At 70.8% G+C, this 25,517-nt stretch carries 24 protein-coding genes and 4 pseudogenes; 18 read left to right on the forward strand and 10 right to left on the reverse strand.

Going from position 1 to position 25,517, the window contains the following annotated elements; genetic code table 11:
• Window positions 1-129: 129 nt before the first annotated feature.
• The 5 genes and pseudogenes from QUE44_RS03130 to QUE44_RS03150 all read right to left on the reverse strand — a co-directional run.
• On the reverse strand, window positions 130-582 hold the full coding sequence (locus QUE44_RS03130) for a hypothetical protein (protein WP_286215812.1): 453 nt from the start codon (window positions 580-582) through the stop codon (window positions 130-132).
• Window positions 583-713: 131 nt separating this feature from the next.
• Complete coding sequence (locus QUE44_RS03135) at window positions 714-920, reverse strand: hypothetical protein (RefSeq protein WP_286215813.1); 207 nt, start codon at window positions 918-920, stop codon at window positions 714-716.
• Between the two features lie 396 nt (window positions 921-1,316).
• Window positions 1,317-1,550, reverse strand: a complete 234-nt coding sequence (locus QUE44_RS03140; RefSeq protein ID WP_286215814.1) for a hypothetical protein — start codon at window positions 1,548-1,550, stop codon at window positions 1,317-1,319.
• Between the two features lie 250 nt (window positions 1,551-1,800).
• Window positions 1,801-2,373 (reverse strand): EamA family transporter, encoded by a 573-nt coding sequence (locus tag QUE44_RS03145; protein WP_286216650.1) that lies wholly within the window; start codon window positions 2,371-2,373, stop codon window positions 1,801-1,803.
• Window positions 2,362-2,742, reverse strand: a pseudogene (locus QUE44_RS03150) (EamA family transporter); the annotation flags it as partial. The pseudogene QUE44_RS03150 and the gene QUE44_RS03145, both read right to left, overlap by 12 nt.
• 156 nt (window positions 2,743-2,898) lie before the next feature.
• Between QUE44_RS03150 and QUE44_RS03155 the strand changes: the two are divergent.
• Both QUE44_RS03155 and QUE44_RS03160 read left to right on the forward strand, forming a co-directional pair.
• Window positions 2,899-3,243, forward strand: a complete 345-nt coding sequence (locus tag QUE44_RS03155) for a hypothetical protein (RefSeq protein ID WP_286215815.1) — start codon at window positions 2,899-2,901, stop codon at window positions 3,241-3,243.
• Between the two features lies 1 nt (window position 3,244).
• Window positions 3,245-3,715, forward strand: a complete 471-nt coding sequence (locus QUE44_RS03160; protein WP_286215816.1) for a GNAT family N-acetyltransferase — start codon at window positions 3,245-3,247, stop codon at window positions 3,713-3,715.
• Here the strand turns inward: QUE44_RS03160 and QUE44_RS03165 are convergent, their stop codons facing one another.
• Window positions 3,716-4,543: a TspO-related membrane protein gene (locus QUE44_RS03165; RefSeq protein ID WP_286215818.1), complete on the reverse strand. Its 828-nt coding sequence runs from the start codon at window positions 4,541-4,543 to the stop codon at window positions 3,716-3,718.
• 109 nt (window positions 4,544-4,652) lie between these two features.
• Here QUE44_RS03165 and QUE44_RS03170 point away from each other — a divergent pair.
• From QUE44_RS03170 to QUE44_RS03190, 5 genes and pseudogenes are all read left to right on the forward strand, one after another.
• Window positions 4,653-6,757, forward strand: a pseudogene (locus QUE44_RS03170) (DNA gyrase/topoisomerase IV subunit B).
• Window positions 6,754-7,197 (forward strand): hypothetical protein, encoded by a 444-nt coding sequence (locus QUE44_RS03175; protein ID WP_286215819.1) that lies wholly within the window; start codon window positions 6,754-6,756, stop codon window positions 7,195-7,197. Before QUE44_RS03170 ends, QUE44_RS03175 begins: the two are co-directional and overlap by 4 nt.
• Before the next feature lie 103 nt (window positions 7,198-7,300).
• Entirely contained in the window at window positions 7,301-8,587 is a 1,287-nt protein-coding gene (locus tag QUE44_RS03180; RefSeq protein WP_286215820.1) for a threonine/serine exporter family protein, read from the forward strand.
• Between the two features lie 24 nt (window positions 8,588-8,611).
• Window positions 8,612-8,968, forward strand: coding sequence for a hypothetical protein (locus QUE44_RS03185; RefSeq protein WP_286215821.1), 357 nt, complete (start codon window positions 8,612-8,614; stop codon window positions 8,966-8,968).
• Window positions 8,965-9,789, forward strand: coding sequence for a hypothetical protein (locus tag QUE44_RS03190; RefSeq protein ID WP_286215823.1), 825 nt, complete (start codon window positions 8,965-8,967; stop codon window positions 9,787-9,789). The genes QUE44_RS03185 and QUE44_RS03190 overlap by 4 nt, the downstream gene beginning before the upstream one ends.
• Before the next feature lie 220 nt (window positions 9,790-10,009).
• Here QUE44_RS03190 and QUE44_RS03195 read toward each other — a convergent pair.
• Window positions 10,010-12,447: pseudogene (locus QUE44_RS03195) on the reverse strand (DNA gyrase/topoisomerase IV subunit A).
• Between the two features lie 197 nt (window positions 12,448-12,644).
• Between QUE44_RS03195 and QUE44_RS03200 the strand changes: the two are divergent.
• Entirely contained in the window at window positions 12,645-13,211 is a 567-nt protein-coding gene (locus tag QUE44_RS03200) for a DUF5998 family protein (RefSeq protein ID WP_286215824.1), read from the forward strand.
• Window positions 13,208-14,371: an alkaline phosphatase family protein gene (locus QUE44_RS03205; RefSeq protein ID WP_286215825.1), complete on the forward strand. Its 1,164-nt coding sequence runs from the start codon at window positions 13,208-13,210 to the stop codon at window positions 14,369-14,371. Before QUE44_RS03200 ends, QUE44_RS03205 begins: the two co-directional genes overlap by 4 nt.
• On the opposite strand, the gene sepH is transcribed toward QUE44_RS03205, so the two are convergent.
• On the reverse strand, window positions 14,293-15,432 hold the full coding sequence (sepH, locus tag QUE44_RS13935) for a septation protein SepH (protein WP_350226882.1): 1,140 nt from the start codon (window positions 15,430-15,432) through the stop codon (window positions 14,293-14,295). The two genes, QUE44_RS03205 and sepH, sit on opposite strands and share 79 nt — an antisense overlap.
• Before the next feature lie 82 nt (window positions 15,433-15,514).
• Between sepH and QUE44_RS03220 the strand changes: the two genes are divergently transcribed.
• The 5 genes from QUE44_RS03220 to QUE44_RS03240 all read left to right on the forward strand — a co-directional run bounded on the left by QUE44_RS03220 (window position 15,515) and on the right by QUE44_RS03240 (window position 18,163).
• The gene (locus tag QUE44_RS03220; RefSeq protein WP_286215826.1) at window positions 15,515-16,321 is read left to right on the forward strand and encodes an inositol monophosphatase family protein; all 807 of its coding nucleotides are present in this window, start codon (window positions 15,515-15,517) and stop codon (window positions 16,319-16,321) included.
• A gap of 156 nt (window positions 16,322-16,477) precedes the next feature.
• Window positions 16,478-16,777 carry a DUF4193 domain-containing protein gene (locus QUE44_RS03225; protein ID WP_286215827.1) on the forward strand — a complete coding sequence of 100 codons (300 nt, stop codon included), beginning with the start codon at window positions 16,478-16,480 and terminating at the stop codon, window positions 16,775-16,777.
• Between the two features lie 3 nt (window positions 16,778-16,780).
• Window positions 16,781-17,224, forward strand: coding sequence for a dUTP diphosphatase (gene dut / locus QUE44_RS03230; RefSeq protein ID WP_286215828.1), 444 nt, complete (start codon window positions 16,781-16,783; stop codon window positions 17,222-17,224).
• Window positions 17,221-17,505: an OB-fold nucleic acid binding domain-containing protein gene (locus tag QUE44_RS03235; protein WP_286215829.1), complete on the forward strand. Its 285-nt coding sequence runs from the start codon at window positions 17,221-17,223 to the stop codon at window positions 17,503-17,505. The genes dut and QUE44_RS03235 overlap by 4 nt, the downstream gene beginning before the upstream one ends.
• Window positions 17,506-17,617: 112 nt before the next feature.
• Window positions 17,618-18,163, forward strand: coding sequence for a DUF3159 domain-containing protein (locus QUE44_RS03240; RefSeq protein ID WP_286215830.1), 546 nt, complete (start codon window positions 17,618-17,620; stop codon window positions 18,161-18,163).
• Here QUE44_RS03240 and QUE44_RS03245 read toward each other — a convergent pair.
• Window positions 18,081-18,767: a potassium channel family protein gene (locus tag QUE44_RS03245; RefSeq protein ID WP_286215831.1), complete on the reverse strand. Its 687-nt coding sequence runs from the start codon at window positions 18,765-18,767 to the stop codon at window positions 18,081-18,083. The genes QUE44_RS03240 and QUE44_RS03245 overlap by 83 nt on opposite strands.
• Entirely contained in the window at window positions 18,764-19,429 is a 666-nt protein-coding gene (locus QUE44_RS03250; RefSeq protein ID WP_286215834.1) for a potassium channel family protein, read from the reverse strand. The genes QUE44_RS03245 and QUE44_RS03250 overlap by 4 nt, the downstream gene beginning before the upstream one ends.
• A 41-nt stretch (window positions 19,430-19,470) precedes the next feature.
• On the opposite strand from QUE44_RS03250, the gene QUE44_RS03255 reads away from it, so the two are divergent.
• From QUE44_RS03255 to QUE44_RS03265, 4 genes and pseudogenes are all read left to right on the forward strand, one after another.
• Window positions 19,471-21,378 carry an APC family permease gene (locus tag QUE44_RS03255; RefSeq protein WP_286215835.1) on the forward strand — a complete coding sequence of 636 codons (1,908 nt, stop codon included), beginning with the start codon at window positions 19,471-19,473 and terminating at the stop codon, window positions 21,376-21,378.
• Window positions 21,378-21,455: pseudogene (locus QUE44_RS13940) on the forward strand (hypothetical protein); the annotation flags it as partial. The gene QUE44_RS03255 and the pseudogene QUE44_RS13940, both read left to right, overlap by 1 nt.
• A gap of 328 nt (window positions 21,456-21,783) precedes the next feature.
• The gene (locus QUE44_RS03260) at window positions 21,784-22,575 is read left to right on the forward strand and encodes a class I SAM-dependent RNA methyltransferase (RefSeq protein WP_350226883.1); all 792 of its coding nucleotides are present in this window, start codon (window positions 21,784-21,786) and stop codon (window positions 22,573-22,575) included.
• 117 nt (window positions 22,576-22,692) lie between these two features.
• Entirely contained in the window at window positions 22,693-25,503 is a 2,811-nt protein-coding gene (locus QUE44_RS03265; RefSeq protein WP_286215836.1) for an aconitate hydratase, read from the forward strand.
• The last annotated feature ends 14 nt before the right edge of the window (window positions 25,504-25,517 follow it).

Genomic DNA, 25,517 nt, shown 5'->3' on the forward strand with positions numbered 1-25,517 from the left:
GGCAAGGCGTGTTGCTGCGGGTCTATGCAGCGAACGGCGCCGCCTCAAGCGCAAGTGCGACGAGGTACCTGGGCATGCGTGGCAATCGAAAACGTGCCGGGGTGTATTCGAGCCGCTGTTGCCCCACTTCTACGCCCCGAGATCTCCACTTGCCGTGGCGATCGCTGCGGTGACCTCGCGAGGAACTGGCATATCGAGACCAACTCTCTGGCGCCTGTTCGTGCCGTCCGTGCGTTCCTGCCAACGCAAGGTTGCATGCGGCTTCTTCGTCGTTCGCTCCCACCTGGCGGTGGCGGAGATCTTGTCGCCCGGCTTCATCACAGGCTTGGTTGATCCGCCCATAGACGTGCGCGTCACGCCGTCCGAAAACTCAATCCGGACATTGAGCGCCAGGTCGGGTTGAACTCGTGTTGCGATGACCTGCACGCGCAGTTCGCCCACGACGCGAGATAGCTGGATGTGCCATTTGACCTCACGGCGCTTGCGCCGCCACTCCGCCCAGCGTGCTCCTAGCCATACGAGCAGGGGTATTGCAAGGAACTGCGCAACCCACTGCCAGTTCTCGCCAAACCATTCGGTCATGGGCTGAGGTTAGCAACGGCGACGGCCCGCTCCTCAGATGAGGGGCGGGCCGTTGTGGATCCTCCAACCGAGCACAGGCCCGGTTTCCCTATTCAGTTGTGGTTGTCCCGCGGTGGTAGGGCGCGAGTTCTCTAGGCGGACATCTCGGCTTCGGTGGGGAACACGTCCTCGTACTTGAGGTCAAGAGCCTTCATGATGTCGATGACTTCGGGCACGGACGCCTTGCCAGGGTCGGCGACCACCCGCTCGAAGCGCTTGAGCGCCATGCCCGACAGTTGGGCGAGTGTGGACCGGTCGCGCCCGTCAGCGTTGATTGCCTTCTCGAGCTTCGGCGCCATGATCTCACTGACTCGGCTGAGGTCAACAGTTCCATTGGACCTGGGCATTTCATCCTCCGTTGCTAGTTGGTCTTCCTGGTCTACTGCGGCGGTCTGACAAGGCGAGGTGTGCGCTACGCGCACCTGTCCCGGATCGACCCCTCACCCCGGCCCTCAAGCCGCCCCCGAGCCATTGCCGCTGTTCGGACAGCGCCCGTAGACCCGTCACCGTGGGGAGACAGGCCTACCGGGACCCCGCGCACGCCCTGGCCAGGACGATCGCACGCGCGAGGCGGGAGGCCCGTCACACTCCATTCACGGGACGTCTCGGTTAGCGGCTGAGACGTAGAGAAAGCGCCGAGGACTAGAGGCCCTACGCCGCCACCTGACAGCACGCCAGGGGGCGACGTAGGACCGCTAGGCGGCGAACTGTGGGAAGCGTTCGGCGAACCAGCGCAACGCGTCACGGTGGTCGTACCATGCCTGCTCGGCGGCAATGGCGTATCCCGCAGCGCGCACGTCGAGGCGCTCAGCGGTGGGGACGTTCAGGGACTCCCATTCGAGGGCCGCGAGGTCGCGCAGATCGGTCGCGGTCGCGGCGAGCAGCTCAGGGCTGGTCGAGTGTCGGGGTGCGGCGGTAGTCTCAAGCATGGCGGCCCTCCTTGTGGTCCGTCTCGCCCGCCCGGTGCTCCAACACCGAGGCGGGCTCTTCTTGGTGCCGCTAGTCCATGATATTTCGTCGCACAGCGCTTCTACCAGGCCCGTTCGCTGTGCTTGGTTGCACAGCGCATATGCCTGACGAGTGCGCGACTACCTGGACTGACACGCATCGTGAGGGGGCCCGCCGTGACGGCGGGCCCTTTCGCGTCGTCGGGGGACGCGAAGGGGGACGATGCCGGGGTCACGGGACCTCGGGAGGCACCTCCGGCGACACGACGGCGGGCGTGGCGTCCGCGCGGGTGCGCTCGCGCGCCGTCTGCGCGACGACGATCGCGACGAGCACGAGGCTCGCCCCGGCCACCTGCACGGGGGAGAGCGACTCGCCCAGCCACACCCACGCGACGAGGAAGGCGAAGAGCACCTCCGACGAGGCGAGGATGCCTGCCGCGGTCGCGTTGACGTGGCGCAGCGACATGAAGATCAGCACGAAGGGGGCGAAGCCGCCGAGCGTGACGATCCACAGCAGCGGCGCCCACAGCGGCAGCTCGACTCCCGACAGGGCGCCGTCGAGCGAGATGCGCGTCGCCAGCGTCGCCGGGTCGATGCGCCACCAGCCCGACAGCGCGCCCCAGAACCCCGCGGCAAAGAGCGCGGCCCAGAATGCCACCGCCATGGGTGGCCGCGCCGCGACGCCCCTCTCGCCCGCGAGGAAGTAGAACGCGTAGGCGACCGCGGCGCCGAGCGCGGCGGCGACCCCGAGACCGTCGAGGTGCGTGTCCCAGACCTGGGCCACCACGGCGAGGCCGACGAGCACGCCGCCGATCGCCCACCACAGCCTGCGGTGGACGCGTTCTCGAAAGAGCACGAGCGCGGCGAGCGCGACCAGCACCACCGCGGTGTATTCGAACAGCAGCGCGACCCCCACCGGCAGTCGCGAGATGGCCACCGAGTACAGCCACTGGATCATCGCGAGCCCCGCGACGCCGAGCGCGGCGAAGAACGCGGCGTCGCGCGCGGGAAGGCGCAGATGCTCGCGGCCCGTGACCGCCAACACCACCCCTGCGATGAGCGCGGTCGACGCCGCGCGCGCGAACGTGAGCTGCTCGGGCGAGATGCCAGCCGCCATCACGACCTTTGACACCGAGCCGTTGATGCCGAAGAGCAGCGCCCCCGTGAGCGCAAAGGTCGCGCCGAGTGCGGGGAGCGCCGATGCGCGGGTGCTGCCGTGGTCACCGCACCAGCGTAGGGGCGGCGAGGGCCTGTTCCGGCGGGCCTCTTCCCGGCGTGGCCCCTCGGGCCACTACAGTCATCGCGTACGACCCCTATCCAAGGAGACACCGTGGACGCCGTCCGTTACGCCCTGCTGGTCCTGCACTTCGTTGGCCTCGCCGCGATCCTCGGGCCCGCGCTCGAGCAGCTACGCAGCGACGCGCGCCGCGTCACGACCGTCATGGTGTGGGGTGCGCGTGCGCAGCTGGTCACGGGACTGGCTCTCGTGGGTGTCGCGATGGCGAACGATGCCGACCTCGACCACGTGAAGGTGGCCGCGAAGTTCCTGGTGGCCCTCGCGATCGCGGGAATCGCTGAGGCGACGCGCAAGCGCACCGAGGGCGTCGCGTGGGCCGTTCCCACGGTCGCGGCGCTCACGGTCGTCAACATCGTGCTCGCCGTCTTCTGGCGCTGACATGGTCGAGGTCCGGCCCGCGACGACGGGTGACGCGGCCGAGATCGTGCACCTCGGAGCGCTCATGTACAAGGCCGTCGGCGCGAAGCCGACCCCCACATGGGCGGTCGAGTCGACGCGCACGGTGCAGGAGCGGCTCGGTCGCGACCTCTTCGGCATGGTGATCGACGCGCCCGAGGGCGGCCTCGCGGCGTGCGGGCTCGTCAACATCGCCCCGCGCCTCGCGCGCCCGGGCGCTCAGGCACACGAGACTGGCTACATCCAGTGGATGTCGACGGCGCCCCAGCACCAGCGCAAGGGTTACGCGCGCGCAATCATGGAGGCGTTGCTGGCCGAGACCGACCGGCGCGGCATCGAGGTGGTCGAGCTCCACGCGAGCCCTGCCGGACTTCACCTGTACCGGGATCTGGGCTTCTTCATCAAGCACGACAATGTCGCGATGACCTCGCAGCGGCTGCGCCCTCGCCGGTAGTCAGCGACGGCGCGCGCGGCGCGCTCGCCAGCCCGCCGCGGCGGTCGTGATCGCGGTGGACAGCACCGCCGCGCCGGCCGCGAGCGCGGCGGCCCACCCCACCACGGCATCGGCCGGCGCGCCAGCCAGCCGCCCCGCCGCGATCCACGCGAGTCCCCACGCGAGAGTGGCAGTGGTCGCCCACGCGAGCGCGGGCCGCACCGCGAGATCGCGCGAGATCGCGATCGCGAGGAGGCCGACGGCAGCCAGCGCTCCCGTCGCCGCGGTCGTGCCGGCCTCGGGAGCGGTTCCCAGGAGCCACGCGCCGGCCGCGGCCACGTTCGCGACCGTCGCGACGCTCGCCCACCCCAGGTAGAGGCCGGTCGGAACGTCGACCACGAGCGCCTCGACTGCCGAGCCGGGCGCCGTCCGCGTCAGCCGTACGGCGGCCACGCTCAGCGTCGCGACGATTCCCGCGAGGATCCCCACGGACACCACCACGGCTCCCGCCTGCACCGCGGCGATCCACGCGGCGTTGAGCGCCATCGATCCCACGAGCGGCCACGCGACGCCGCGCACGCGCTCGCGCGTGCCGAGCATCGGGGTCGCCTGAGCGGCGGCGAACGCGAGCAGCCCCGCGTAGATGAGCGACCACACTCCGAATGCCGCGGTCGCGGGGGCGAGCAGGGTGGCGTCGGCGTCGAACGCACCATCGGCCGCCTGCGCGATGGGCGTGCCACCGAAAGCGCCCGAGCCCCATGCCGCGGCCACCACGGCGATCACCGCGCCGCACGCGGCCGCGATCCGCTGCGTCCTCGTGCCGTCCATCGACCTCTCCGTTGTGGTCATGCGCGCCTCCTCGCCGTGGACTGTGACGAGGGCCAACGCGCACCGCGTCGCGGATCATCCATCGGGCGCGCGGTGAGCCGGGGCGGCGGTGTCTGACCGCGCAACTAGGATGGCCGCCGTGGCAAACGACTACTCCGCACGGCACCTCTCCGTCCTCGAAGGCCTCGAGGCGGTCCGCAAGCGCCCCGGCATGTACATCGGCACCACCGACTCGCGCGGCCTCATGCACTGCCTGTGGGAGATCATCGACAACTCCGTCGACGAGGCCCTCGGCGGGTTCGGCGACAGGATCGAGATCGTGTTGCACCCCGACGACTCCGTCGAGGTGCGCGACCAGGGCCGCGGCATCCCGGTGGACATCGAGCCCAAGACGGGGCTCAGCGGCATCGAGGTCGTCATGACCAAACTGCACGCGGGAGGCAAGTTCGGCGGCGGCTCGTACGCGGCATCGGGCGGTCTTCACGGTGTGGGCGCATCAGTGGTCAATGCGCTGAGCGAGCGTCTCGACGTGTGGGTTGACCGCGGAGGCAAGACGCACCACATGGGCTTCCGGCGCGGAGAGCCCGGCTACTTCAAGGACCCCGCCTCGGGCGCCACCCCCGACGCGGAGTTCGTGCCCTTCGTCACGGGCTCGGAGCTCGCGGTGGTCGGCAAGGTCGCGAAGGGTCGCACGGGTACCCGCATCCGCTATTGGGCGGACCGCCAGATCTTCAACAAGTCCGCGACGTTCACGTACGAGGACCTGCTGGTGCGCGCGCGCCAGACTGCGTTCCTGGTGCCCGGGTTGTCGCTCGTGGTGCGCGACGAGCGCAACCCGCTCGAGCCTCACGAGGAGACGTTCCGCTATGGGGGCGGCGCGCGCGACTTCGTCGACTTCGTGGCCACGGACACCGCGATCACCGACACGTGGGAGATCACGGGCCGCGGCACGTACACCGAGACCGTGCCGGTGCTCAAGGCGAACGGTCACCTGGAGTCCGAGGAGGTCGAGCGCGAGTGCATCGTCGACGTCGCGCTGCGCTGGGGCACGGGATACGAGACCGAGACCAGGTCCTTCGTCAACATCATCTCGACCCCGAAGGGCGGCACTCACCTCGCTGGCTTCGAGCAGGGGCTCGTCAAGGCGCTGCGCACGCAGATCGCGGCAAATGCGCGTCGACTCAAGCTCACCGGCAAGGACGGCGTCGAGCGCATCGAGAAGGACGACATCATGGCTGGCCTGACGGCCGTCGTCACGGTGCGCATCCCCGAGCCGCAGTTCGAGGGGCAGACCAAGGAGGTGCTCGGCACCGGTCCCGTGCGCGGCATCGTCGCCAAGGTGATCGACCAGGAGCTCACGGCGATCCTCACCTCGACCAAGCGTGACACCAAGGCGCAGGCGAGCATCGTCCTTGAGAAGGTCGTGGCGGAGATGCGCGCGCGCGTCGCCGCGCGCAAGCAGAAGGAGATCTCGCGTCGCAAGAACGCGCTCGAGACCTCCTCGCTGCCGTCGAAGCTCGCCGACTGCCGCTCCAACGACGTCGAGCAGTCCGAGCTGTTCATCGTCGAGGGGGACAGCGCGCTGGGCACGGCCAAGCTTGCTCGGCGGAGCGACTACCAGGCCCTTCTCCCGATTCGTGGCAAGATCCTCAACGTCCAGAAGGCCTCTGTCACCGACATGCTCCACAACGTGGAGTGTGCGTCGATCATCCAGGTCGTGGGCGCGGGCTCGGGACGCACCTTCGATCTCGAGCAGGCTCGCTACGGGAAGATCATTCTCATGACCGACGCGGACGTGGACGGCGCCCACATTCGCACGCTGCTGCTCACGCTGTTCTTCCGGTACATGCGCCCCCTGGTCGACGCCGGCCGCGTGTTCGCCGCGGTCCCGCCGCTGCACCGCGTCGAGGTGTCGGGCTCCGCGCGGCGCGAGAAGGAGTACCTCTACACCTACTCGGAGCGCGAGCTGCAGGACACGCTGCGCGACCTCAAGCGCGCGGGCCGCAAGTACAAGGACGACATCCAGCGCTACAAGGGACTGGGGGAGATGGACGCGGACCAGCTCGCCGAGACCACCATGGATCCCGGCAAGCGCACCCTGCGGCGCATCACGAGCGCGGACGCCGCGGCCGCCGAGCGGGTCTTCGAGCTGCTCATGGGCAACGAGGTTGCCCCCGGCGCGACTTCATCGTCGCGGGCGCCGCCTCGCTCGACCACTCGCGGATCGACGCATGAGCGGCCTGCCGGCGCGCGCACCCGAGGCCGTCGACGGGGCCGCGCCCTGCCCCGTGCACCCCTACGGCTATCACCTGCGCCCCCGAGTCGCCGGAGCCGGCTCGCGCACGGTGTTCCGGGATGGATCCGTGCTGGGCCTCCCTGCGCGCTGCCCGCTGTTGGAGGAGGAACTGCTCGAGTCCGACCGCGAGCTCGACTTCATCGACGAGTTGTGGGTGCGCGAGAGGGCGTCGGGGAGCCGCGGATTCACCGCACTGACGGCGGCACTCACCGCGGCCGCCCTCGTGATCGCCGTGATCGACGGCGCGACCGTGTGGGTCGTGCTCGGCGTCCTGGGCGCGGCCGCGACCCTCGGGGTGGCGCACGCCGAGGCCGCGGTGGATCGTGCGAGGCTGCGCCGCATCCGCGATTGGCATCGTCGCGTGGGTATCCCGCACTGACCCTTTTCGGGTGCGGCGGGTGCAAGGTCCCGACTCAGGTTTGCCACAATGAAATCCCCGGAGGACCACGCCGCCTGTCCGCGCCAACGACACGAGGGAACTGATGGCTGACGATCGCGCCTCTCACCGCGACCACGAGGACTCGCTCGAGCCCGTCGAGCTCATCCGCCAATCGGGAGCCGTGCTCCGCGTCGGACGCATGATGTTGGCCTCGGGAACCGCGAGCTATCGCGTCAAGGAGGCGATGCAGGCCGTCGCACGCGCCCTGGGTATCGACCGCCACACCGCGGCCGTCACCTTCACCGAGATCACGGCGACGACGCACCGCGGAGCCATCTTCCGTACCGAGGTGACCGAGGTCCGCAAGTTCGGCGTCAACGCCGAGCGCATCAAGCTTCTCGACGACTTCCGGTCGGGAATCCCCGAGCACACGACCGCCGCGGATGTCCACGCCGCGCTCGATGCCATCGAGGCGAAGCCGGCCCTGTACCACCCCGCCGTCAACGCGCTCTCGGCCGGCGCCGCATGCGCCGCGTTCGCCGTGCTCAACAACGCTCGGCCGCTCGAGGTGCTTGCGGTGCTCGTTGCGGCGACGCTGGGCCAATTGCTGCGCCGCTCGCTCGCTCACCGTGGCTTCAACCCGTTCGGCACCACGATGGCCGCCGCCGCTCTCGCGTGCGGCCTGTACCTCGCCTCGGTGGCCCTCTATGGAATCGTCGGTGCGGACGTCGACGTCCACGCGTCGGGGTACATCGCGTGCACGCTGTTCCTGCTGCCAGGCTTCCCCCTCATTACGGCGGCGCTGGATCTTGCGAAGCTCGACTTCTCCGCGGGGATCTCGCGGCTGGTGTTCGCCACGATGATGATCGTGGGCGCCGCGCTGTCGGTGTGGGGAATGACACTGATCGATGCGCTCGACGCGAGTGAGCGCGAGCCGCTGACGCTGGATCCGGTGCCGCATTACACCGTGATCGCGATCGCGAGCCTCATCGGCGTGCTGGGCTTCGCGCTCATGTTCAACTCCCCGTGGCGGATGGCGCTGTCCGCCGCGCTGATCGGGATGGTGTCGAACACCTTCCGCCTGATGCTGGTTGACCAGGGGGTCGTCATACAGATGGCGACGGTGATCGCGTGCGTCCTCGTGGGGGTGCTGGTCGCGGTCGCCGCGCCTCGCACGCCGTCACCCATCATCACGCTTCAGGTACCCGCGGTGCTGGTCATGATTCCGGGCGTGCTCGCGTTTCATTCGGTGGTGAGCCTCAACGAGGGCAACTACACCGATACGATCGGCGCCATCCTCCAGGTGCTCCTGGTGGTGTTGTCCATCATGGTGGGATTGGTGATCGCCAAGCTCATCACGGATCGCGAGTGGTCGTTCGACCGCGGCTGACCCCACCGGAAGAAGGAGAGCGGCATGGGAACCTCCCGCTACCGAGAGGTCGACGCGTCGCTGCCGTGGATGGGTGGTGCCGCGTGGGGACCACGGCGCCCCACGGTGGACGATGCCCTGGCAGTGGGCCGCGCCGAGGATCCCGTCGCGCTGGGCCTCATGCTGGGGTACGCGAGATCGTACGCCGGCGTGCTGGGTGGGGTCGTGATCGGAGCGACTGCCGCCGCGGCGCTTGCCCTCGCGGGTCAGGGGACGCGTGCCGCGGCCGCCACGGTCGTCGCGGGCCTGTCCGCTCTCTCGGTAGTGGAGACACGCAGGCGAGCGCGCGCCTGGACCGCGATCATCGAGGCGAGGCTGGCCGTGATGGGGGAGCGTGCGTGACGCGGGTAATCGAGCGCACGCGGCGGATCGCGGTCCTGGACGGCCACCGCCTCAGCGACCGCGCCGTGCATCGGATCGCGGGCGCCGCCGCCGCGATCGTGCTGTACAGCTCCGACGCGCTGTTCGACGCGACCGAGCGCTTCCGTTCGCTCCGGCCCGACGTCGACGTGGTCGACGGCGGAATCGTCAAGGCCGACGTGCGGGAGGCAATCGTGCGTGCCGCCGAGGCGGACTGCGTCCTGCTAGCGATGGCAACCCCGTTGCGCCGCCGCTATTTCGTGCACCAGGCAGTCAACGGCGCGATCGACGCGGCGGCGGCCGGCCATCCCACGGTCGCGGTGCTGGTCATGCGCGACCACGAGGTCGAGGGCGACGTCGCGGTGTTCTCGAACACCGGCGAGGCCTCGGGCTACGGCCTGGCGTTCGCGCTCGAGATTGCGCTGCGCCGCGGAGTCGACGTGGTCCGCATCCTGCCCAAGAACGGGTTGTACGTCCGCCGGGCGGCGGAGGTCGGGCATCGGGCGAGCGTCGAGGCGGGCGGAGAGGTCAAGGTTCGCTACCGCAAGGTCGCGCGTCCGCTCGAGACGGTGCTGCGCGGTCAGTACACGCTGGCGGTCCACTCGGTGCTCGACGTGATCGGGCGCCGGTCGACGCGCGCCGAGCCGGGAGCACCCGCCCGCATTCACCACGACGCGAACGTGGACGCCGTGCTGTGGCTGTTGCGCTTCTTCCGCGGGGACGTGTTGTTCGTGGGGGACACGGTGCGGTTGCGCGAGGGCCGCAGTCGGGACGCGATCCTCGAGGCCGCTCCGCTCACGTAGGCGGCGCGTGCGCCCGGAACCGCGCGTGCGCCCCGCCCCGGGTCATCGCCCCCGCCCACGCGTGCGCAAGTCACACATCTGAGAGCAGGTGTGTCGTGTTTCGTGCGTAAACGCGGTCACACCCGGCGTCAGATGTGTGACTTCCGCAAGGCGAACGGTCCTGGCCAACCGAGCGGTCCGGGCCGCCCGAGCCGCCCGAGCCGCCCGAGCCGCGCGCGGCTCAGCCGATTCCGGCGACCGGGACCGTGAGCGCCGCGCCCGAGCCGTCGCGCCTGCCCGGCTCGGCAGGAAGGTCGATGGGCTGTCCGGCAGCGGAGCTCGCGCGCGCCGGGGAAGGTCCCGCCCACGCGAGCAGGAGCGTGTCCTCGCCCTTGAGGAAGCGATGCGCTCGCACGCCGCCCGTCGCGCGTCCCTTGGTCGGGTACTCGGCGAGCGGGGTCCACTTTGCGGAGCCCGGCGCGGTGCCGGGCAGCCCGTCCGAGGGCCCGGCGATGGTCGCGACGGCCGCGTTGAGGTCGGCACCGAGAGCGCCAAAGAACGTCACGCGGGAGTCCTGTCCCAGCTTGATGCCCGCCATGCCGGTGCCCGCGCGACCCTGCGGGCGCACCAGGGCGGCATCGAAGTAGAGCAGGCTTGCGTCGGTCGTGATGAACACGAGGCGGTCGCCGTCGGGGGCCGCCCCGGCACCCACGACTGAGTCGCCGTCCTGGAGCGTGATCGCCTCCCACGCGTCCTTCGACGGGATGTCGTCGGCCTTGACACGCTTGACCACGCCGAGCGCGGTCCCGAGCGCGATCGGCGCCGCGCCGTCGAGCGGCACGAGCGCGATCGCGTCCTCGCCCCGCTCCAGTGTCACGAGCTCGGCGAGGGGAGTTCCGCCGCCGAGGCTCGGCGGCTCCGACGTGGGCGCGAGCGAGGGCACGTCGAGCAGGGACAGGCGGACGATGCGCCCCTGAGAGGTCACGACGCCGACCTCCGCGCGGGCCGAGGTGTGAAGCACGGAGCGCAGGGCATCGTGCGCGCTGCGGCGCCCTCGCGCACGGGCGGCTCGTCGGAGGTGGTGCGCGCCACGAGACCCGTCGTGGACAGCAGCGCGTAGCACGGGGAGTCCTCGATCTCCATCGAGAGCGCGGGCGCCTTCGTGCCGGCACGCGCGCCGACCGCGGCCGCTGGCGCAAGCGCACCTCCGTCCGCGAGGAGGATCGTGCGACGGGGCGTGCCGTGTGCCGCCGCCGCGGCGTCCATCTCGCGTGCGACCACCGCGCGCAAGACGCTTTCCGACCCCAGGATCTCCTCGAGTTCGGCGATCTCGGCGAGCAACTGCGACTTCTCGTTCTCGAGCTCGAGTCGCGAGAACTTGGTGAGTCGCCGCAGGCGCAACTCGAGGATGTACTCCGCCTGGATGTCGGACAGGTCGAAGGCCGTGCGCAGGCGCTCCTTCGCGACCGCCGAGTCGTCGGCCGCACGGATGATCTGGATGACCTCGTCGATGTCGAGGATCGCGATGAGCAGGCCGTCCACGAGGTGGAGCCGGTCGCGGCGCGCGCGCAGCCGGTACGACGACCGCCTGCGCACCACCTCGAGGCGGTGCGCGACCCACACCTGCAGCAGCTCCTTGAGCCCGAGAGTGCGCGGCTCGCCGTCGACGAGCGCGACGTTGTTGATCGAGAAGGACTCCTCGAGCGGCGTGTAGCGGTAGAGCTTTTCGAGCACGGCCTCGGGGTTGAAGCCGTTCTTGACCTCGATGACCAGCCTCAGGCCGTGGTGGCGGTCCGTGAGGTCGGTGACGGCCGAGATTCCCTCAAGCTTCTTGTTCGAGACGCCGTCCTTAATCTTCTCGATGACCTTTTCGGGTCCCACCATGTACGGCAGCTCGGTGACGACGATTCCCTGGCGGCGCGCCGACACCTTCTCGACGCGTGTGGTCGCGCGCGTGACAAAGCGTCCTCGGCCCGTCTCGTACGCCTCACGGACGCCCTCGAGTCCCACGATCTTTCCGCCGCCCGGAAGGTCGGGGCCCGGTACGAAACGCATGAGCTCGTCGAGGGTCGCGCGCGGGTTGTCGAGCAGGTGGCGTGCGGCGGCGACCACCTCGATGAGGTTGTGGGGCGCCATGTTGGTCGCCATGCCGACCGCGATTCCCGCCGCGCCGTTCACCAACAGGTTGGGCACCGCGGCGGGCAGGACGGAGGGCTGCGTCAGCTTGTTGTCGTAGTTCGCGACGAAGTCGACCACGTCCTCATCGAGGTTCTCCGTCATCGCGAGCGACGCGGGCGCGAGGCGGGCCTCGGTGTAGCGCGAGGCCGCAGGCCCGTCGTCGAGCGAGCCGAAGTTGCCGTGACCGTCGACCAGCGGCAGGCGCAAAGAGAACGACTGCGCCATGCGCACCAGCGCGTCGTAGATCGCGGAATCGCCGTGCGGGTGGAGCTTGCCCATGACCTCGCCCACGACGCGCGCGGACTTCACGTAGGCGCGGTCGGGGCGCAGTCCCATGTCCTGCATCATGTAGACGATGCGCCGCTGGACGGGCTTGAGTCCGTCGCGCGCGTCGGGCAGGGCGCGCGAGTAGATCACGGAGTACGCGTACTCGAGGAACGACGCTTCCATCTCCGCGCTCACGTCGATGTCGACGATCTGCGTGTCCGGTCCGTCGGTCATCTCTTCGCCTCTGTCTCTCGTCTGTCCTACCCGTGTGGCCCTGCGGTGGCCGTCAGGGTCCGGACCGTATTGTCTCGTGCCGTCCCGACACCCGCGCACAGGCGCGCGGGCCGCAGACCCGGCCCGCGCATCGTCCCCACGGGCCTTCCCGGTGGGGACGCGGCCGGTCCGCCCTCGAAGGTGAGACAATAGCGGCCATGACGCAGACGCTTGACCAGGCCGTCACGACCGCCGGATATTACCCCGCCCTCGCGACCACCGTCCTGCGGGGCGCGATCGGCGACGAGTCCGTGCGCGGCCACTTTGTCCACGCCGAGACCACATTCGACGACCGCGAGGTCCGCCGCCACATGACCGTGCTGGTCATCACGGACACCCGGCTGCTGCGCGTGCACATGGACGACGGTGCCGGACACGTCCCCGGCGGTGGCCATGAGGCGTCGGCGACGGTCGAGACCACCGCGCTGACCGCGATCCGCAACACCGCGATGACCCACGTGGTTCACGAGCCCGAGCGCTTCCGCGCCGGCGACCTGCCGAGCGAGCTGGTGCTCGCGGTGGGCGGCTCGGTCCACTCGCGACTCGATCTCGAGCCGGCGAACTGCGGTGACGAGAACTGCGAGGCCGACCACGGCTACACCGGCAATCTCACGTCCGACGACATCCTGGTCCGGGTGAGCCTCATTGCCGACGGGGCGGACTCGATCCGCGCGCTCCAGGACTTCGCCGGCGCACTTCAGCGCGCGATCGGGGCGCGCGGGTGACCCCGGACGGGCGGCTGGCTGCGGCCGGACTGTCCGTCCCCGACTACGGCGGCCTCGAGCTCGGAGCCGTGCTCCCCGCCGCCCTGGCCGCGATCGGCGTGGGCGACGCGGTCGTGACCCGAGACGCGGAGGCCGATCGCGCGCGCCTCGGCATCCCGCACGCCGAGCACGTGGTCGTGGTCCTGCTCGACGGGCTCGGACACCACCAGCTCGACGCGCGCCGCGGTCACGCGCCCTTCCTGCGCTCCACCGAGTCGGCGGTCATCACCGCAGGTTTCCCCACCACGACCGCCACGTCCCTCGCGCTGTTCGGCACGGGACGGGCCGCGGGCGCGACGGGCATGACCGGATACACGGCGCACAATCCTCACACGGGTGGCGCGGCCAACCTCGTGTCGTGGGAAGGGGCCGAGGAGCCGCACGAGTGGCAGCGCGAGCGGTCACTGCTCGCGGCGGCGGAGGCCGCAGGGGTGGCGGTCGTGTCGCTCGGCAAGCGACGCTTCGCCGGCTCGGGACTCACGCGCGCGGCACTGTCGGGCGGACGGTTCGTGGGCGCGGAGACCCTTGAGGCGCGCGTGGACCAGGCGATCGCCCAGGCCCGCACGCCCGGGCTGACGTATTGCTACTGGGGCGACATCGACGCCGCAGGGCACAAGCACGGATGGCAGTCGGACGCGTGGGTGTCCGCTCTCGAGGCGGCCGACGGGGAACTGCGCCGCCTGCGCGCGCGGCTCCCGAGGGGCGCGGCGATGGTGGTGACGGCCGACCACGGCATGGTCGACGTGACCGGGGCACCGCGCTGGGACGTGGGCCGGGAGCCCGAACTCGCGCGGGGTGTGCGCCTCGTGGCGGGGGAGCCCCGCGCGATTCACCTCCACACGGACGATGCCCGTGAGGCGCGGGCGGTCGCGTCGCGATGGCGCGAGATCCTGGGCGACGATGCCGCGGTGTGGGAGCGACACGAGGCGATCGCGCTGGGCCTGTTCGGGCCCGTCTCGGCGCACGTGACCGAGCGGATCGGCGACGTCGTGGTCGCGATGGCGGGTCGCGCGACGGTGGTCGACTCACGGACGCAGTCGGATCAGGCCCTCGCGTTGATCGGAGTGCACGGCTCGCTCACGCGCGACGAACTCGACGTCCCGCTGCTGGTCGCGGCGTAGGGAGCGGGCTCAGCCCTGGTCGTTCTTCGCGCCGAAGACGATCTCGTCCCAACTAGGCACCGAGGCCCGTCCGCGCTTGGCGGGAGTCCTGCGCTCGGCCGGCTCGGCGTCGGCCACAGGCTCCGGAGCGACGGCCGGAGCCACCCGAGGCGTGCGCGCGCGGCCGGCAGGGTGGGTGAAGCCGGTCTCCGCCTCGCGCTGCCGACGTGCCGGTCCGAAGCCCTCGAACTCGTCGTCATCCTCGTCGGGCTCGGCGACGGCCTCGCGGGTGCCGCGGCGCAGGTCGAGGTCCTCGAGGAGAAGCTCGGTCTGGGTCTCGACCGGAGCCGCGAAGACGATGTCGACCTCGGCCTGGTCTCCCTCGACGCGCACCACGGGCGTGGGCTCGGTCGCGGGGGCAGGGGGCGCGTCGCCTGGAGAGGGAGCGCGGCGTCCGCCTCCGCCTCGCGCACCGCGCTGAGGTGGCGGCGGGGGATCGGCACGTCGAGCAGCTCCGTCTCCGACAGCCAGCGCGCCTCTTCGTCCTCCGCCGTGACCGTGCGGGCGGTGTGATCGAACGTCCACAGCGCGCGCACCGACCGGCCGGACACGCGGTAGTCGGCCGCGACCTTCCACGGCTCGTCGGCCTCGCGCCACGCGTCCCAGACCACCGTCTCGGGGTCGACGCCTCGCGCCGCCAGGCGATCGGTGACGAGTTCCCCGAGCTGAGGAGCGCTCGCGTCGCGGCCGATCCTGGTCTCGCGCGCCAGGCCCGCGATGTAGCCGCGCTCGGCCGCCACGGGGCCCTCGTACTTCTCGATCGTCGCGACGGTCATGCCGGTCAGCTCCGCGAGCTCGGCTGCCGTGAGTCCCGCACGGATGCGCTGCTGGATCTCGCGCGGCGACATCGACGGGGCATCCGCGTCCTCGTCCGCCGCGGGCCTCACGTGGCTCGGTCGGGTGTAGCGCACCGCGTGGCGGAGCTCGTCGGACAGGGGAAGCTCGAAGCGGTCGCCCGACTCGGACTCCACGACGAGGTGGAGACCGTCCTCGGAGGGACCCACGAGGGTGAGGCGAGTCATGGCATCAGGGTGCCACGGCGCGACTCATGGGGGAGCGCGACACCCCGGACCGGCCGCATTGCCCTCCGCCTACGATGAGCCCATGGTCACACCCTCCGCACTGCTCGAGGTCGCCGCCACCGTCGCGAGGGAGGCCGGACGCCTCATTGTCGAGGGGAGGGCCGATGCGAGGGTCGCCCACACCAAGTCCTCGGCGGTGGACGTGGTCACCCAGATGGATCTCGCATCGGAGCGACTGCTGCGCGAGCGGCTCTCCGCGCTACGACCCGCCGATGGCGTGTGGGGCGAGGAGGGCGAGGACGTCGGTGGAACCTCGGGCATCACCTGGGTGGTCGACCCGATCGACGGCACGGTGAACTACCTCTACGGCCTCCCGCACTACGCGGTCTCGGTTGCCGCGGTCAGCGGACCGCGCGACGTGCGCGAGTGGCGCCTCGAGGCCGGGGCGGTGGTCGACGCCTCGGGGGTCGTGTGGACCGCGGCCCGCGGAGAAGGCGCGCGGCGCGCGGGGGTGCCGTTGTGGCGCGATCGCGGGCCCTCGCTCGACGAGTCGCTCGTCGCGACCGGCTTCCAGTACACCGCGGAGCGTCGCGCGCGACAGGGCGAGGTGGTGGCGCGGCTGCTCCCGCGGGTGCGGGACATCCGCCGGCTCGGCGCGGCCTCGGTCGACCTGTGCCACGTGTCCGCGGGCATGGTCGACGCCTACTACGAGGAGGGTCTGCACCCGTGGGACTTCGCGGCAGGGGCGCTCATCGCCCAGGAGTCGGGACTGCGTGTGGGCGGTCTCGACGGTGGCCCCGCCGACTCCCGCATGCTCATCGCGGCGCATCCCGATGCGTGGCCAGGGCTGCGCGACGCCCTCCTCGAGTCGGGGGCGGGGGACCGCTGACGGCGGCGCGCCGCCCCCGCGAGAGCGCACGAGTCGCTTTCTCGCGTGGGATGGGGCACAATGCGTGCGCCGCAAGGGAACAAATGTTGCCTCTGGGGCATTAGACAGCCACAGGCTCAGCCGAGCCGCTGGCATCGTGGAAGGGACTGAGGCCGCATGGCAACGGATTACGACGCGCCGCGCAAGACCGACGACGAGATTTCGGCAGACTCCATCGAGGAGCTGAAGGCTCGCCGCGCGGACAAGAGCTCCGGCGTGGTCGACGAGGACGAGACGGAGGCCGCCGAGGGCTTCGAACTCCCCGGGGCCGACCTGTCGGGGGAGGAACTGTCCGTTCGCGTGCTTCCTCCTCAGCAGGATGAGTTCACCTGCATGTCCTGCTTCCTGGTGCACCACCGCAGCCAGCTCGCGACCTTCAAGGGCGACCAGCCGATCTGCTCGGAGTGCGCGGCCTGACGCATGGCCACCCCTGAGATCCTCGTCAGCACGACCGAGCCGGGCGTGCCGCTCCCGCAGTACTCGCACCCCGGCGACGCCGGGGCCGACATCACCACGCGGGTCGACGTCACGCTGGCGCCGGGGGAGCGGGCGACCGTTCCCACGGGACTGCGCGTCGCATTGCCCGACGGCTACGCGGCGTTCGTTCACCCCCGCTCGGGCCTCGCGGCCCGCGCGGGGATCACGATCGTCAACGCCCCCGGCACGGTCGATGCCGGCTATCGCGGGGAGATCGCGGTGACGCTCCTCAACACGGACGCGCGCGACACCGTGACGCTCAAGCGTGGCGACAGGATCGCTCAGCTGGTGATCCAGCGCGTCGAGCGCGCGCTGTTCGTGCCCGTCGAGTCCCTTCCCGGGTCTCACCGGGGCGAGGGCGGCTTTGGATCGACGGGGCAGTCGTGACCTCGACCCCGACGATCACGATCGCGCAGGTGCGACCGCGCGAGATGGCACGCGTCTCCGGCCGCGTGCTCGCGGTCCAGGTCGAACCGAGTGACGCGCCTCCTGCGTTCACCCTCCGACTCGACGACGGCACGGGCCGCATCGACGCCGTGTTCATGGGCCGGCGCGAGGTGCCCGGCATCACGCCCGGTTCGCGGATTGCTCTCGAGGGCCGGGTGTGCGAGTCGGACTCGGTCATGCGCCTGTACAACCCGCGCTACGAGCTGGCGCCCGTCGCATGAGCGCCGAGGACTCGAAGGCCGCGCGACTGCTCGGGGGCGACTCGTTCTCGGTGCAGGACGCGATCGGGGGTGGCGGGGCTTCGTCGAATCCGCCGCACCGGGCATCGTCTTCGTGGTGGCCTATCTGGGCTGGGGAGGCTTCCGAATCCCCGTCATCGCGTCCGTCGCGGTCATGGCGGTGCTCGTCGCGGTGCGACTCATTCAGCGCACCCCCGCGACCCAGGCGCTGTCCGGTGCCGTGGGCGTCGCGATCGGTGCCGTGTGGGCCTGGCGCTCGGGCGACGCCTCCGGGTACTTCGTGCCCGGGTTGTGGGTCAACGCCGCGTACCTCGCAGGCGTGCTGCTGTCGATGGCCGTCGGATGGCCCATCGTCGGCGTGGTCATGGGCCTCATTCGCGGTGAGGGAACGTCGTGGCGCGAGCGCCCTGCCGAGCGGCGCAGGTATCAGCTGGCCTCGGGCGTGGTGGCAGGCATGTTTGTGCTGCGCCTCGCCGTCCAGGTGCCGCTGTACTTGGCGGGAGCTGTCGCGGCCCTCGGCACCGCGAAACTCGCGATGGGCGTGCCGCTCTTCGCGCTCACGCTGTGGGGCGTATGGCTGCTGGCCCGTGGCGCAGAAGGTGCTCCAGAGCCTCAGGATCCGCCTCAGACGACACGATAAACATCAGTTCGTCGTGCGCCTCCAGCGTGTCATCGGGCGACGGCGCGATGGTCCTGTCGCCGCGCACGATCGCGGCAAGCACGATGTCGACCGGCCACTGAATCTCGCGCAGGATCACGCCCACGACGGGTGAGGCCGCCGGCAGGGTGACCTCGATCATCGAGGCGCCCGACTGGCGGAACGTGAAGACCCGCACCAGGTCGCCCACCGCAACGGCCTCCTCGACCATGGCGGTCATGATGCGCGGCGTCGAGACCGCGACGTCGACGCCCCACTGGGCGTCATACATCCACTCGTTGCGGGGATTGTTGACGCGCGCGACGGTGCGCGGCACCCCGAACTCCGTCTTGGCGAGGAACGACACGACCAGGTTGGCCTTGTCGTCTCCCGTGGCGGCGACGACGACGTCCATCGTCTCGATCTGCGCGTCGCGAAGCGCCGACATCTCGCACACGTCGGCGAGCATCCACTCCGCCTCCGCGACCTGGGCGACGCGCATCGCGGCGGGGCTCGAGTCGATGAGCAGCACCTCGTGGCCGTGCTCGAGCAGGTCGCGGGCGATCGACCGACCGACCGATCCCGCTCCCGCAATCATGACCTTCATCGGGTGACCTCCGGGGAGCGACCCGTGACGCGCGCGGGATCGAGCTCCGCGCCGCGCACGAGCGCGAAGTAGGCCTCGTCGCCCTCTTGGACGCGGGTGTCGGTGACCGGCAGGAGCGGCTCTCCGAATCTCACGAGGTACGCGACCCGCGCCCCCGACCGTTCCTGAAGCTCGGTGTAGCGGCGCCCGACCCATGCGGGGTCGACGGGCAGCCGGCGCAGGCTCACTCCGGCCGAGGGGTCATCGAAGAGGTCGTCGCTGCCGCCCGGCAGGAGGCGCGTGACGATCTGCGCGGCGGTCCACGGCACCGGCGCGACCGTGGGGATGCCCAGGCGGCGGTAGACCTCGGCGCGCCCGAAGTCGGCGATGCGCGCCACGACGTTCTCGATGCCGTACGTCTCGCGCACGACGCGCGCCGCGAGGATGTTGGAGTTGTCGCCGTCGGACACCGCCGCGAAGCCGTACGCGTCCTCGACACCGGCGGATACCAGCGTGTCGCGGTCGAAGCCGATGCCGGTGATGCGCTGGCCCTTGAAGCTCGAGGGCAACCGGCGGAACGCGTCTCCCGACTGGTCGATGACCGCCACCGTGTGGCCGCGGGCCTCAAACTCGGTCGCGAGGGTGGCCCCTGTTCGGCCGCAGCCCATGATCACGATGTGCACGGCAACCCACGCTATACCCGATGAGCCTAGGATGGTGCGACGTGCGGAGGTTTCTCGAGGGCCTGAAACTGCTGGTGTTCGGGCGTCCCATCGCGACAGAGCGTGCGTATCGCGCTGCCCTGCGCACGCGCGTCGCGCTTCCGGTGTTCGGCGCGAGCCTGCTGTCGACGGTCGCGTATGCGCCCGACGCCGTGATCGACGCGCTGCGCGGAGGCGGCGTGCAGTCGAGCCTGCCGTGGATGGCCGGCGCCGTGGTCGCGATCATGGTGCTGCTCGGCTTCGCGTATCGCTCGAACGTGCGCAAGCAGCCCGACGAGCGCGGCGACTACGGCATCGTGCGCGACCGGCTGGGCCCCGGCGCGGGCGTGGTCACGGGCGCATCCCTGCTGGTCGACTACATCTTCACCGTGGCGGTGTCGGTTGCGGCGATCGCGCACTTCGTGGGGTTCGTGGTGCCCGCGATCGACGGCTGGCACGTGCCGCTCGCCCTCACCGCGATCGCGGTCATGACGCTCGCAAACCTGCGCGGCATCCGCGAGCGCTCGCGCGTCCTGCTCGGCGTGTGGTTCGGCTTCCTCCTCGTCGTGGTTCTCGTGGTGATCGCGGGCGTCCTGCGCGACGACGTCACGCCGCTCACCACCAGCCCCGCGCAGGCGACCTGGTCCTCGGCCCTCGCCTTCGCGGGGGCGATCGCCTCGGGCGCGGTGATGCTCACCGGCATCGACCACCTGTCGTCCTCCGCGCCGTATCACGCCGAGCCGCGCGGTCAGCGGGCGGGACGCACCGTGATCGTGGCGGTCCTGGTCGGCGCGGTGGCCTTCCTCGGCGTCACGCTGATGATGTGGCGCTATCGCGTCTCGGGATGGCAAGAGGGGCCCGCGCTGCTGCAGGTCACAGAGCGCATCTCCGGCTCGTTCTGGGTCGTGCTCGCGGTCACGATCCCGACCGTCGGCATCCTCTACGCCGCGGCATCGGCCGTGTTCCGGCGCTTTGCCGGTCTCACGTCGCTGCTCGCGCGCGACTCGTATCTGCCGCGCCAGCTCGGCCAGCAGAGCGAGCGGCTCGTGTTCCGCGGGGGCGTGCTGTGGGTCGCGTGCGCGTCCGCGGTGATCGTCGTCGCGACGGGGGCACGCCTCGAGCAGCTCGTGCACATGTACCTGATCGGCGCCTTCGCCGCGATCGTGCTGAGCCAGCTCGCGATGATCCGCCTGCAGACCGCGCGCATCGCGCTGCAGCCCACGGGGCGCACCCGCCTGCGCATGATGGGCGCCCGCGTCCTGCACGGGGCGGCCGCGGGCGTCGCGGCCGCGGTGTGGATCGTCATCGCCGTCTTCAACTTCCTCGCAGGCGCGTGGTTCGCGCTCGTGCTCGTGACCGGACTCGTCTTCCTCATGCGCGGCATCGACGCGCACTACGCCGACGTCCGCCGCCAGCTCGCGATCCTGCCCGACGACCCGGCCGCCGCGCGTCCCTCCGCCACCCACGGAATCGTCCTCGTCGCCCAGCTTCACCGGCCCGCGCTGCGAGCGATCGCGTACGCCAACGCGGCGCGCCACTCCACGATCGAGGCGGTCGCGGTGCAGGTCGACAAGGCGGCGACACGCGATCTCCAGCGCCGCTGGAGCGAGTTGCGCCTCAGCATCCCGCTCGTGGTCCTCGATTCCCCGTATCGTGACCTGGTCGCGCCCGTGCTCGAGCACGTGAAGTCGATTCACCGTGGCTCTCCGCGCGACATGGTGGTCGTCTACGTTCCCGAGTACATCGTGGGCAGGTGGTGGGAGCGATTCCTCCACAACCGCGCGTCGATGCGACTGCGCCAGAAGCTGTTGTCCATCCCGCGGGTGGTGGTGGCCGCTGTGCCGTGGCACCTCGAGTCGGCGCTGTCCTACGAGGCGCCCGACACGCTCACCCGCGAGATCCCGCACGTCGAATCAACGGAGGCCCAGTGATGACTGACCTGATCGAACTGTCGATCGGGGCCGTCGCGCACGGCGGCCACTGCGTCGCGCGGCACGAGGGCCGCGTGGTCTTCGTGCGCCACGCGCTGCCGGGTGAGATGGTGCGCGCGCGCCTCACCGAGGCAGGCGATGACGCCAGGCTGTGGCGCGCCGACGCCGTCGAGGTGCTCGAGGCCTCGCCCGACCGAGTCGACTCGGCGTGGCCCGAGGCGGGGCCGGGGGAGTGGGCGGCGGAGAGCTGTCCCACGTCGCGCTGCCCGCGCAGCGCGAGTGGAAGCTCGCCGTGCTGCGCGAGTCCTTCGTGCGCTTCGCGGATCGGGAGTTTCCCGGTGGGGTCGCGGCCGCGCCGGGGACGATGCCAGGGCCGGGTGGGGATGGCGCACGCGCGCCGATGTCGTGGCGGACAGCGAGGGGCGGCCCGCGATGCACCTGCATCGTTCGCGCGAGGTGCGGGCGCTGTCGCGCCTCCCGATCGCGTCGCCCGCACTCGAGGACGCGCTCCTGGAGTCGCGCTTCCCCGCCGGCAGCCGCATCCACGCGGTCGCGCCGGGCGGAGAGGACCCGCGACTCGTGGTCGACGGCGTGCCGTGGCGTGGGGGGCGCGCGGATCACCGCCCCAACGCGCCGCGCCGCGTGCGTGAGCACGTCGCGATCGCCGCGGGCGCATGGGACTTCCAGCTCGACGTCGAGGGCTTTTGGCAGGTGCATCGCGAGGCGCCCGGCGTGCTGGTCGACGCGGTGCTGCGCCGTGTGGGCGACGCGTCGAGCGTGCTCGACCTGTACTCGGGTGCCGGGCTCTTCACCGTCGCACTCGCCTCTCAGGGGCGCGCCGTCACCGCCGTCGAGTCGGACGCGCGGGCTTCGCGCGACGCGCGCCGCAACGTGCACGCGCTTCCCGGCGCGAGCATCGTCCACGGGGACACCCGTGCCTTTCTCGAGTCGGGGCCCACGGGTGTCGACGCGATCGTGCTCGACCCGCCGCGGTCGGGGGCCGGGGCGCGCACGGTCGACGCGATGGCGGCGGTCGGCGCACGGCGGCTCGTGTACGTCGCGTGCGACCCCGTGGCGCTCGCACGCGACACCGCGTTGCTGCACGCACACGGCTATCGGCTGACCGAGGCCGAGGGCTTCGACCTGTTCCCCATGACCCACCACGTCGAGTCCGTCGCGACCTTCGAGCGCGACTGAATCCCCGCATCGGCGCCACCCGAGGAGGACCGCACCCCCGGGACCTCGGCCCTAGGCAGGGCCGATAGGATGAGCGAAGGCCCGATGTGGGGAGACCCCCGAGCGCGGAGGAGACGCATGAGCGCGAACACCCTAGGTTCCAAGTCGACGCTGACGGTAGGCGATCAGCACTACGAGATCTTTAGGCTCGATGCGGTACCAGGGCTTGAGCGCCTGCCGTACTCGCTGAAGATCCTGGCGGAGGCGCTGCTGCGCACCGAGGACGGCGCGAACATCACCGCCGACCACGTGCGGGCCCTCGCCGAGTGGAATCCCACCGCCGAGCCCGACACGGAGATCCAGTTCACCCCCGCGCGCGTAGTGATGCAGGACTTCACCGGGGTGCCCTGCGTCGTCGATCTCGCGACGATGCGCGAGGCGGTCTCCGCGCTGGGCGGCGACCCGACGTCGATCAACCCGCTCGCTCCCGCCGAGCTGGTCATCGACCACTCCGTGGTCATCGACATCTTCGGGCGCAAGGACGCGCTCGCGCGCAACACGGACCTCGAGTACGAGCGCAACCGCGAGCGCTACCAGTTCCTGCGCTGGGGCCAGACGGCCTTCGACAACTTCAAGGTGGTGCCGCCCGGCACGGGAATCGTGCACCAGGTCAACCTCGAGTACCTCGCGCGCGGCGTCATGACGCGCGAGGCGGGCGGGGTGACCCAGGCGTACCCCGACTCGTGCGTGGGCACCGACTCGCACACCACGATGATCAACGGCCTGGGCGTCCTGGGCTGGGGCGTGGGAGGCATCGAGGCGGAGGCCGCGATGCTGGGCCAGCCGGTGTCGATGCTCATCCCCAAGGTGGTGGGCTTCAAGCTCACGGGAGCGATCCCCGCGGGGGCCACCGCGACCGATGTCGTGCTGACCATCACCGAGAAGCTGCGCGCGCACGGCGTCGTGGGCAAGTTCGTGGAGTTCTACGGCGAGGGCGTGGGCCAGGTGCCGCTCGCGAACCGCGCGACGATCGGCAACATGAGCCCCGAGTTTGGCTCGACCGCCGCGATCTTCCCGATCGACTCCGTGACCATCGACTACCTGCGCCTCACGGGGCGCTCTCCCGAGCAGGTCGCGCTGGTCGAGGCGTACAGCAAGGAGCAGGGGCTGTGGCACGACCCCTCGCGTGAGGCCGCGTACTCCGAGTACCTCGAGCTCGACCTGTCGACCGTGGTGCCGTCCATCGCGGGACCCAAGCGCCCGCAGGACCGCATCGAGTTGACCTCGGCCAAGGCCGCGTTCAGCGAGTCGATCCTCGACTACGCCGCACACGAGGACCTCCACGGCCTCGACGAGTCGGTCGACGAGACGTTCCCCGCATCCGACCCGATTGCGGCGGGGGAGCACGCGGGCGACGAGCCCGAGCCCGCGCACGCGCAGGCCACCACGACCCTCACGCGTCCGCACAAGCACGTCCCGCTCACCATGGCAGACGGCACGCAGACGCAGCTCGACCACGGCGCCGTCGTGATCGCCTCGATCACGTCGTGCACCAACACGTCGAACCCGTCCGTCATGCTCGCCGCGGCGCTGCTCGCGCGCAACGCCAACGCCAAGGGCCTCTCGGTCAAGCCGTGGGTCAAGACGTCGATGGCTCCCGGCTCGCAGGTGGTCACGGACTACTACGAGAAGGCCGGGCTGTGGCCCGACCTCGAGGCGCTGGGCTTCCACCTGGTGGGCTACGGCTGCACCACGTGCATCGGCAACTCGGGCCCCCTGCCGCAGGAGGTCTCCGACGTGGTGAACGCCCACGACCTCGCCGTGGTCTCGGTGCTGTCGGGCAACCGCAACTTCGAGGGCCGCATCAACCCCGACGTGAAGATGAACTACCTGGCCTCGCCGCCGCTGGTCATCGCGTATGCGCTCGCGGGCACGATGGACCACGACTTCGAGACCGAGCCCCTGGGCACGGACTCGCAGGGCAACGCGGTGTACCTGCGGGACATCTGGCCCGACGCGTCCGAGGTCGAGGCGATCGTGCAGTCCTCGATCGACCAGGCGATGTTCGACAAGAACTACGCCGACGTCTTCGCGGGCGACCAGCGCTGGCAGACCCTGCCCACCCCGGCGGGGAAGACCTTCGAGTGGGACGCCGACTCCACGTACGTGCGCAAGCCCCCGTACTTCGAGGGCATGGGCCTCACGCCCGAGCCCGTCGAGGACATTGCGGGCGCGCGGGTGCTCGCGTTCCTGGGTGACTCGGTGACGACCGACCACATCTCGCCGGCGGGATCGATCAAGCCCGACAGCCCGGCCGGACGCTACCTTGCCGAGCACGGTGTGGACCGCAAGGACTTCAACAGCTACGGCTCTCGCCGCGGCAACCACGAGGTCATGATTCGCGGCACCTTCGCCAACATTCGCCTGCGCAACCTACTGCTCGCGCAGGAGAACAACGGCGCGGGCGTCGAGGGTGGCTTCACCCGCAACCTGCTCACGGGCGAGCAGACCACGATCTACGACGCGTCCGTCGCATACGCCGAGGCCGGCGTGCCGCTCGTGGTGCTCGCGGGCAAGGAGTACGGATCGGGATCCTCGCGCGACTGGGCGGCCAAGGGCACGAGCCTGCTGGGCGTGCGCGCGGTCATCACGGAGAGCTTCGAGCGCATTCACCGCTCGAACCTCATCGGCATGGGCGTGCTGCCGCTGCAGTTCCCCGCCGGCGAGTCCGCCGCCTCGCTCGGACTCGACGGGACCGAGGCCTTCGACATCGTCGGAGTGTCCGCCTTCTCCGCAGGCGAGCACCCGCGCACGCTTCCCGTGCGCGCGACCAAGGCCGACGGCTCGGTCGTGGAGTTCGACGCGACCGTGCGGATCGACACCCCCGGCGAGGCGGACTACTTCCGCAACGGCGGCATCTTGCAGTACGTGCTGAGGTCGCTGGTCTAGCACGGAGGAAACGG

Source organism: Demequina sediminis (genome assembly GCF_030296675.1).
GTDB classification, from domain to species: Bacteria; Actinomycetota; Actinomycetes; order Actinomycetales; family Demequinaceae; genus Demequina; species Demequina sediminis.

Coding starts and splice junctions, on each gene's coding strand:
- QUE44_RS03185 (WP_286215821.1), top strand. CDS start 8,612: ATGGGAACCTCCCGCTACCGAGAGGTCGACGCGTCGCTGCCGTGGATG.
- QUE44_RS03130 (WP_286215812.1), bottom strand. CDS start 582: ATGACCGAATGGTTTGGCGAGAACTGGCAGTGGGTTGCGCAGTTCCTT.
- QUE44_RS03225 (WP_286215827.1), top strand. CDS start 16,478: ATGGCAACGGATTACGACGCGCCGCGCAAGACCGACGACGAGATTTCG.
- QUE44_RS03140 (WP_286215814.1), bottom strand. CDS start 1,550: ATGCTTGAGACTACCGCCGCACCCCGACACTCGACCAGCCCTGAGCTG.
- QUE44_RS03165 (WP_286215818.1), bottom strand. CDS start 4,543: ATGACCACAACGGAGAGGTCGATGGACGGCACGAGGACGCAGCGGATC.
- sepH (WP_350226882.1), bottom strand. CDS start 15,432: ATGACTCGCCTCACCCTCGTGGGTCCCTCCGAGGACGGTCTCCACCTC.
- QUE44_RS03175 (WP_286215819.1), top strand. CDS start 6,754: ATGAGCGGCCTGCCGGCGCGCGCACCCGAGGCCGTCGACGGGGCCGCG.
- QUE44_RS03245 (WP_286215831.1), bottom strand. CDS start 18,767: ATGAAGGTCATGATTGCGGGAGCGGGATCGGTCGGTCGGTCGATCGCC.
- QUE44_RS03135 (WP_286215813.1), bottom strand. CDS start 920: ATGGCGCCGAAGCTCGAGAAGGCAATCAACGCTGACGGGCGCGACCGG.
- QUE44_RS03220 (WP_286215826.1), top strand. CDS start 15,515: ATGGTCACACCCTCCGCACTGCTCGAGGTCGCCGCCACCGTCGCGAGG.
- dut (WP_286215828.1), top strand. CDS start 16,781: ATGGCCACCCCTGAGATCCTCGTCAGCACGACCGAGCCGGGCGTGCCG.
- QUE44_RS03265 (WP_286215836.1), top strand. CDS start 22,693: ATGAGCGCGAACACCCTAGGTTCCAAGTCGACGCTGACGGTAGGCGAT.
- QUE44_RS03180 (WP_286215820.1), top strand. CDS start 7,301: ATGGCTGACGATCGCGCCTCTCACCGCGACCACGAGGACTCGCTCGAG.
- QUE44_RS03160 (WP_286215816.1), top strand. CDS start 3,245: ATGGTCGAGGTCCGGCCCGCGACGACGGGTGACGCGGCCGAGATCGTG.
- QUE44_RS03200 (WP_286215824.1), top strand. CDS start 12,645: ATGACGCAGACGCTTGACCAGGCCGTCACGACCGCCGGATATTACCCC.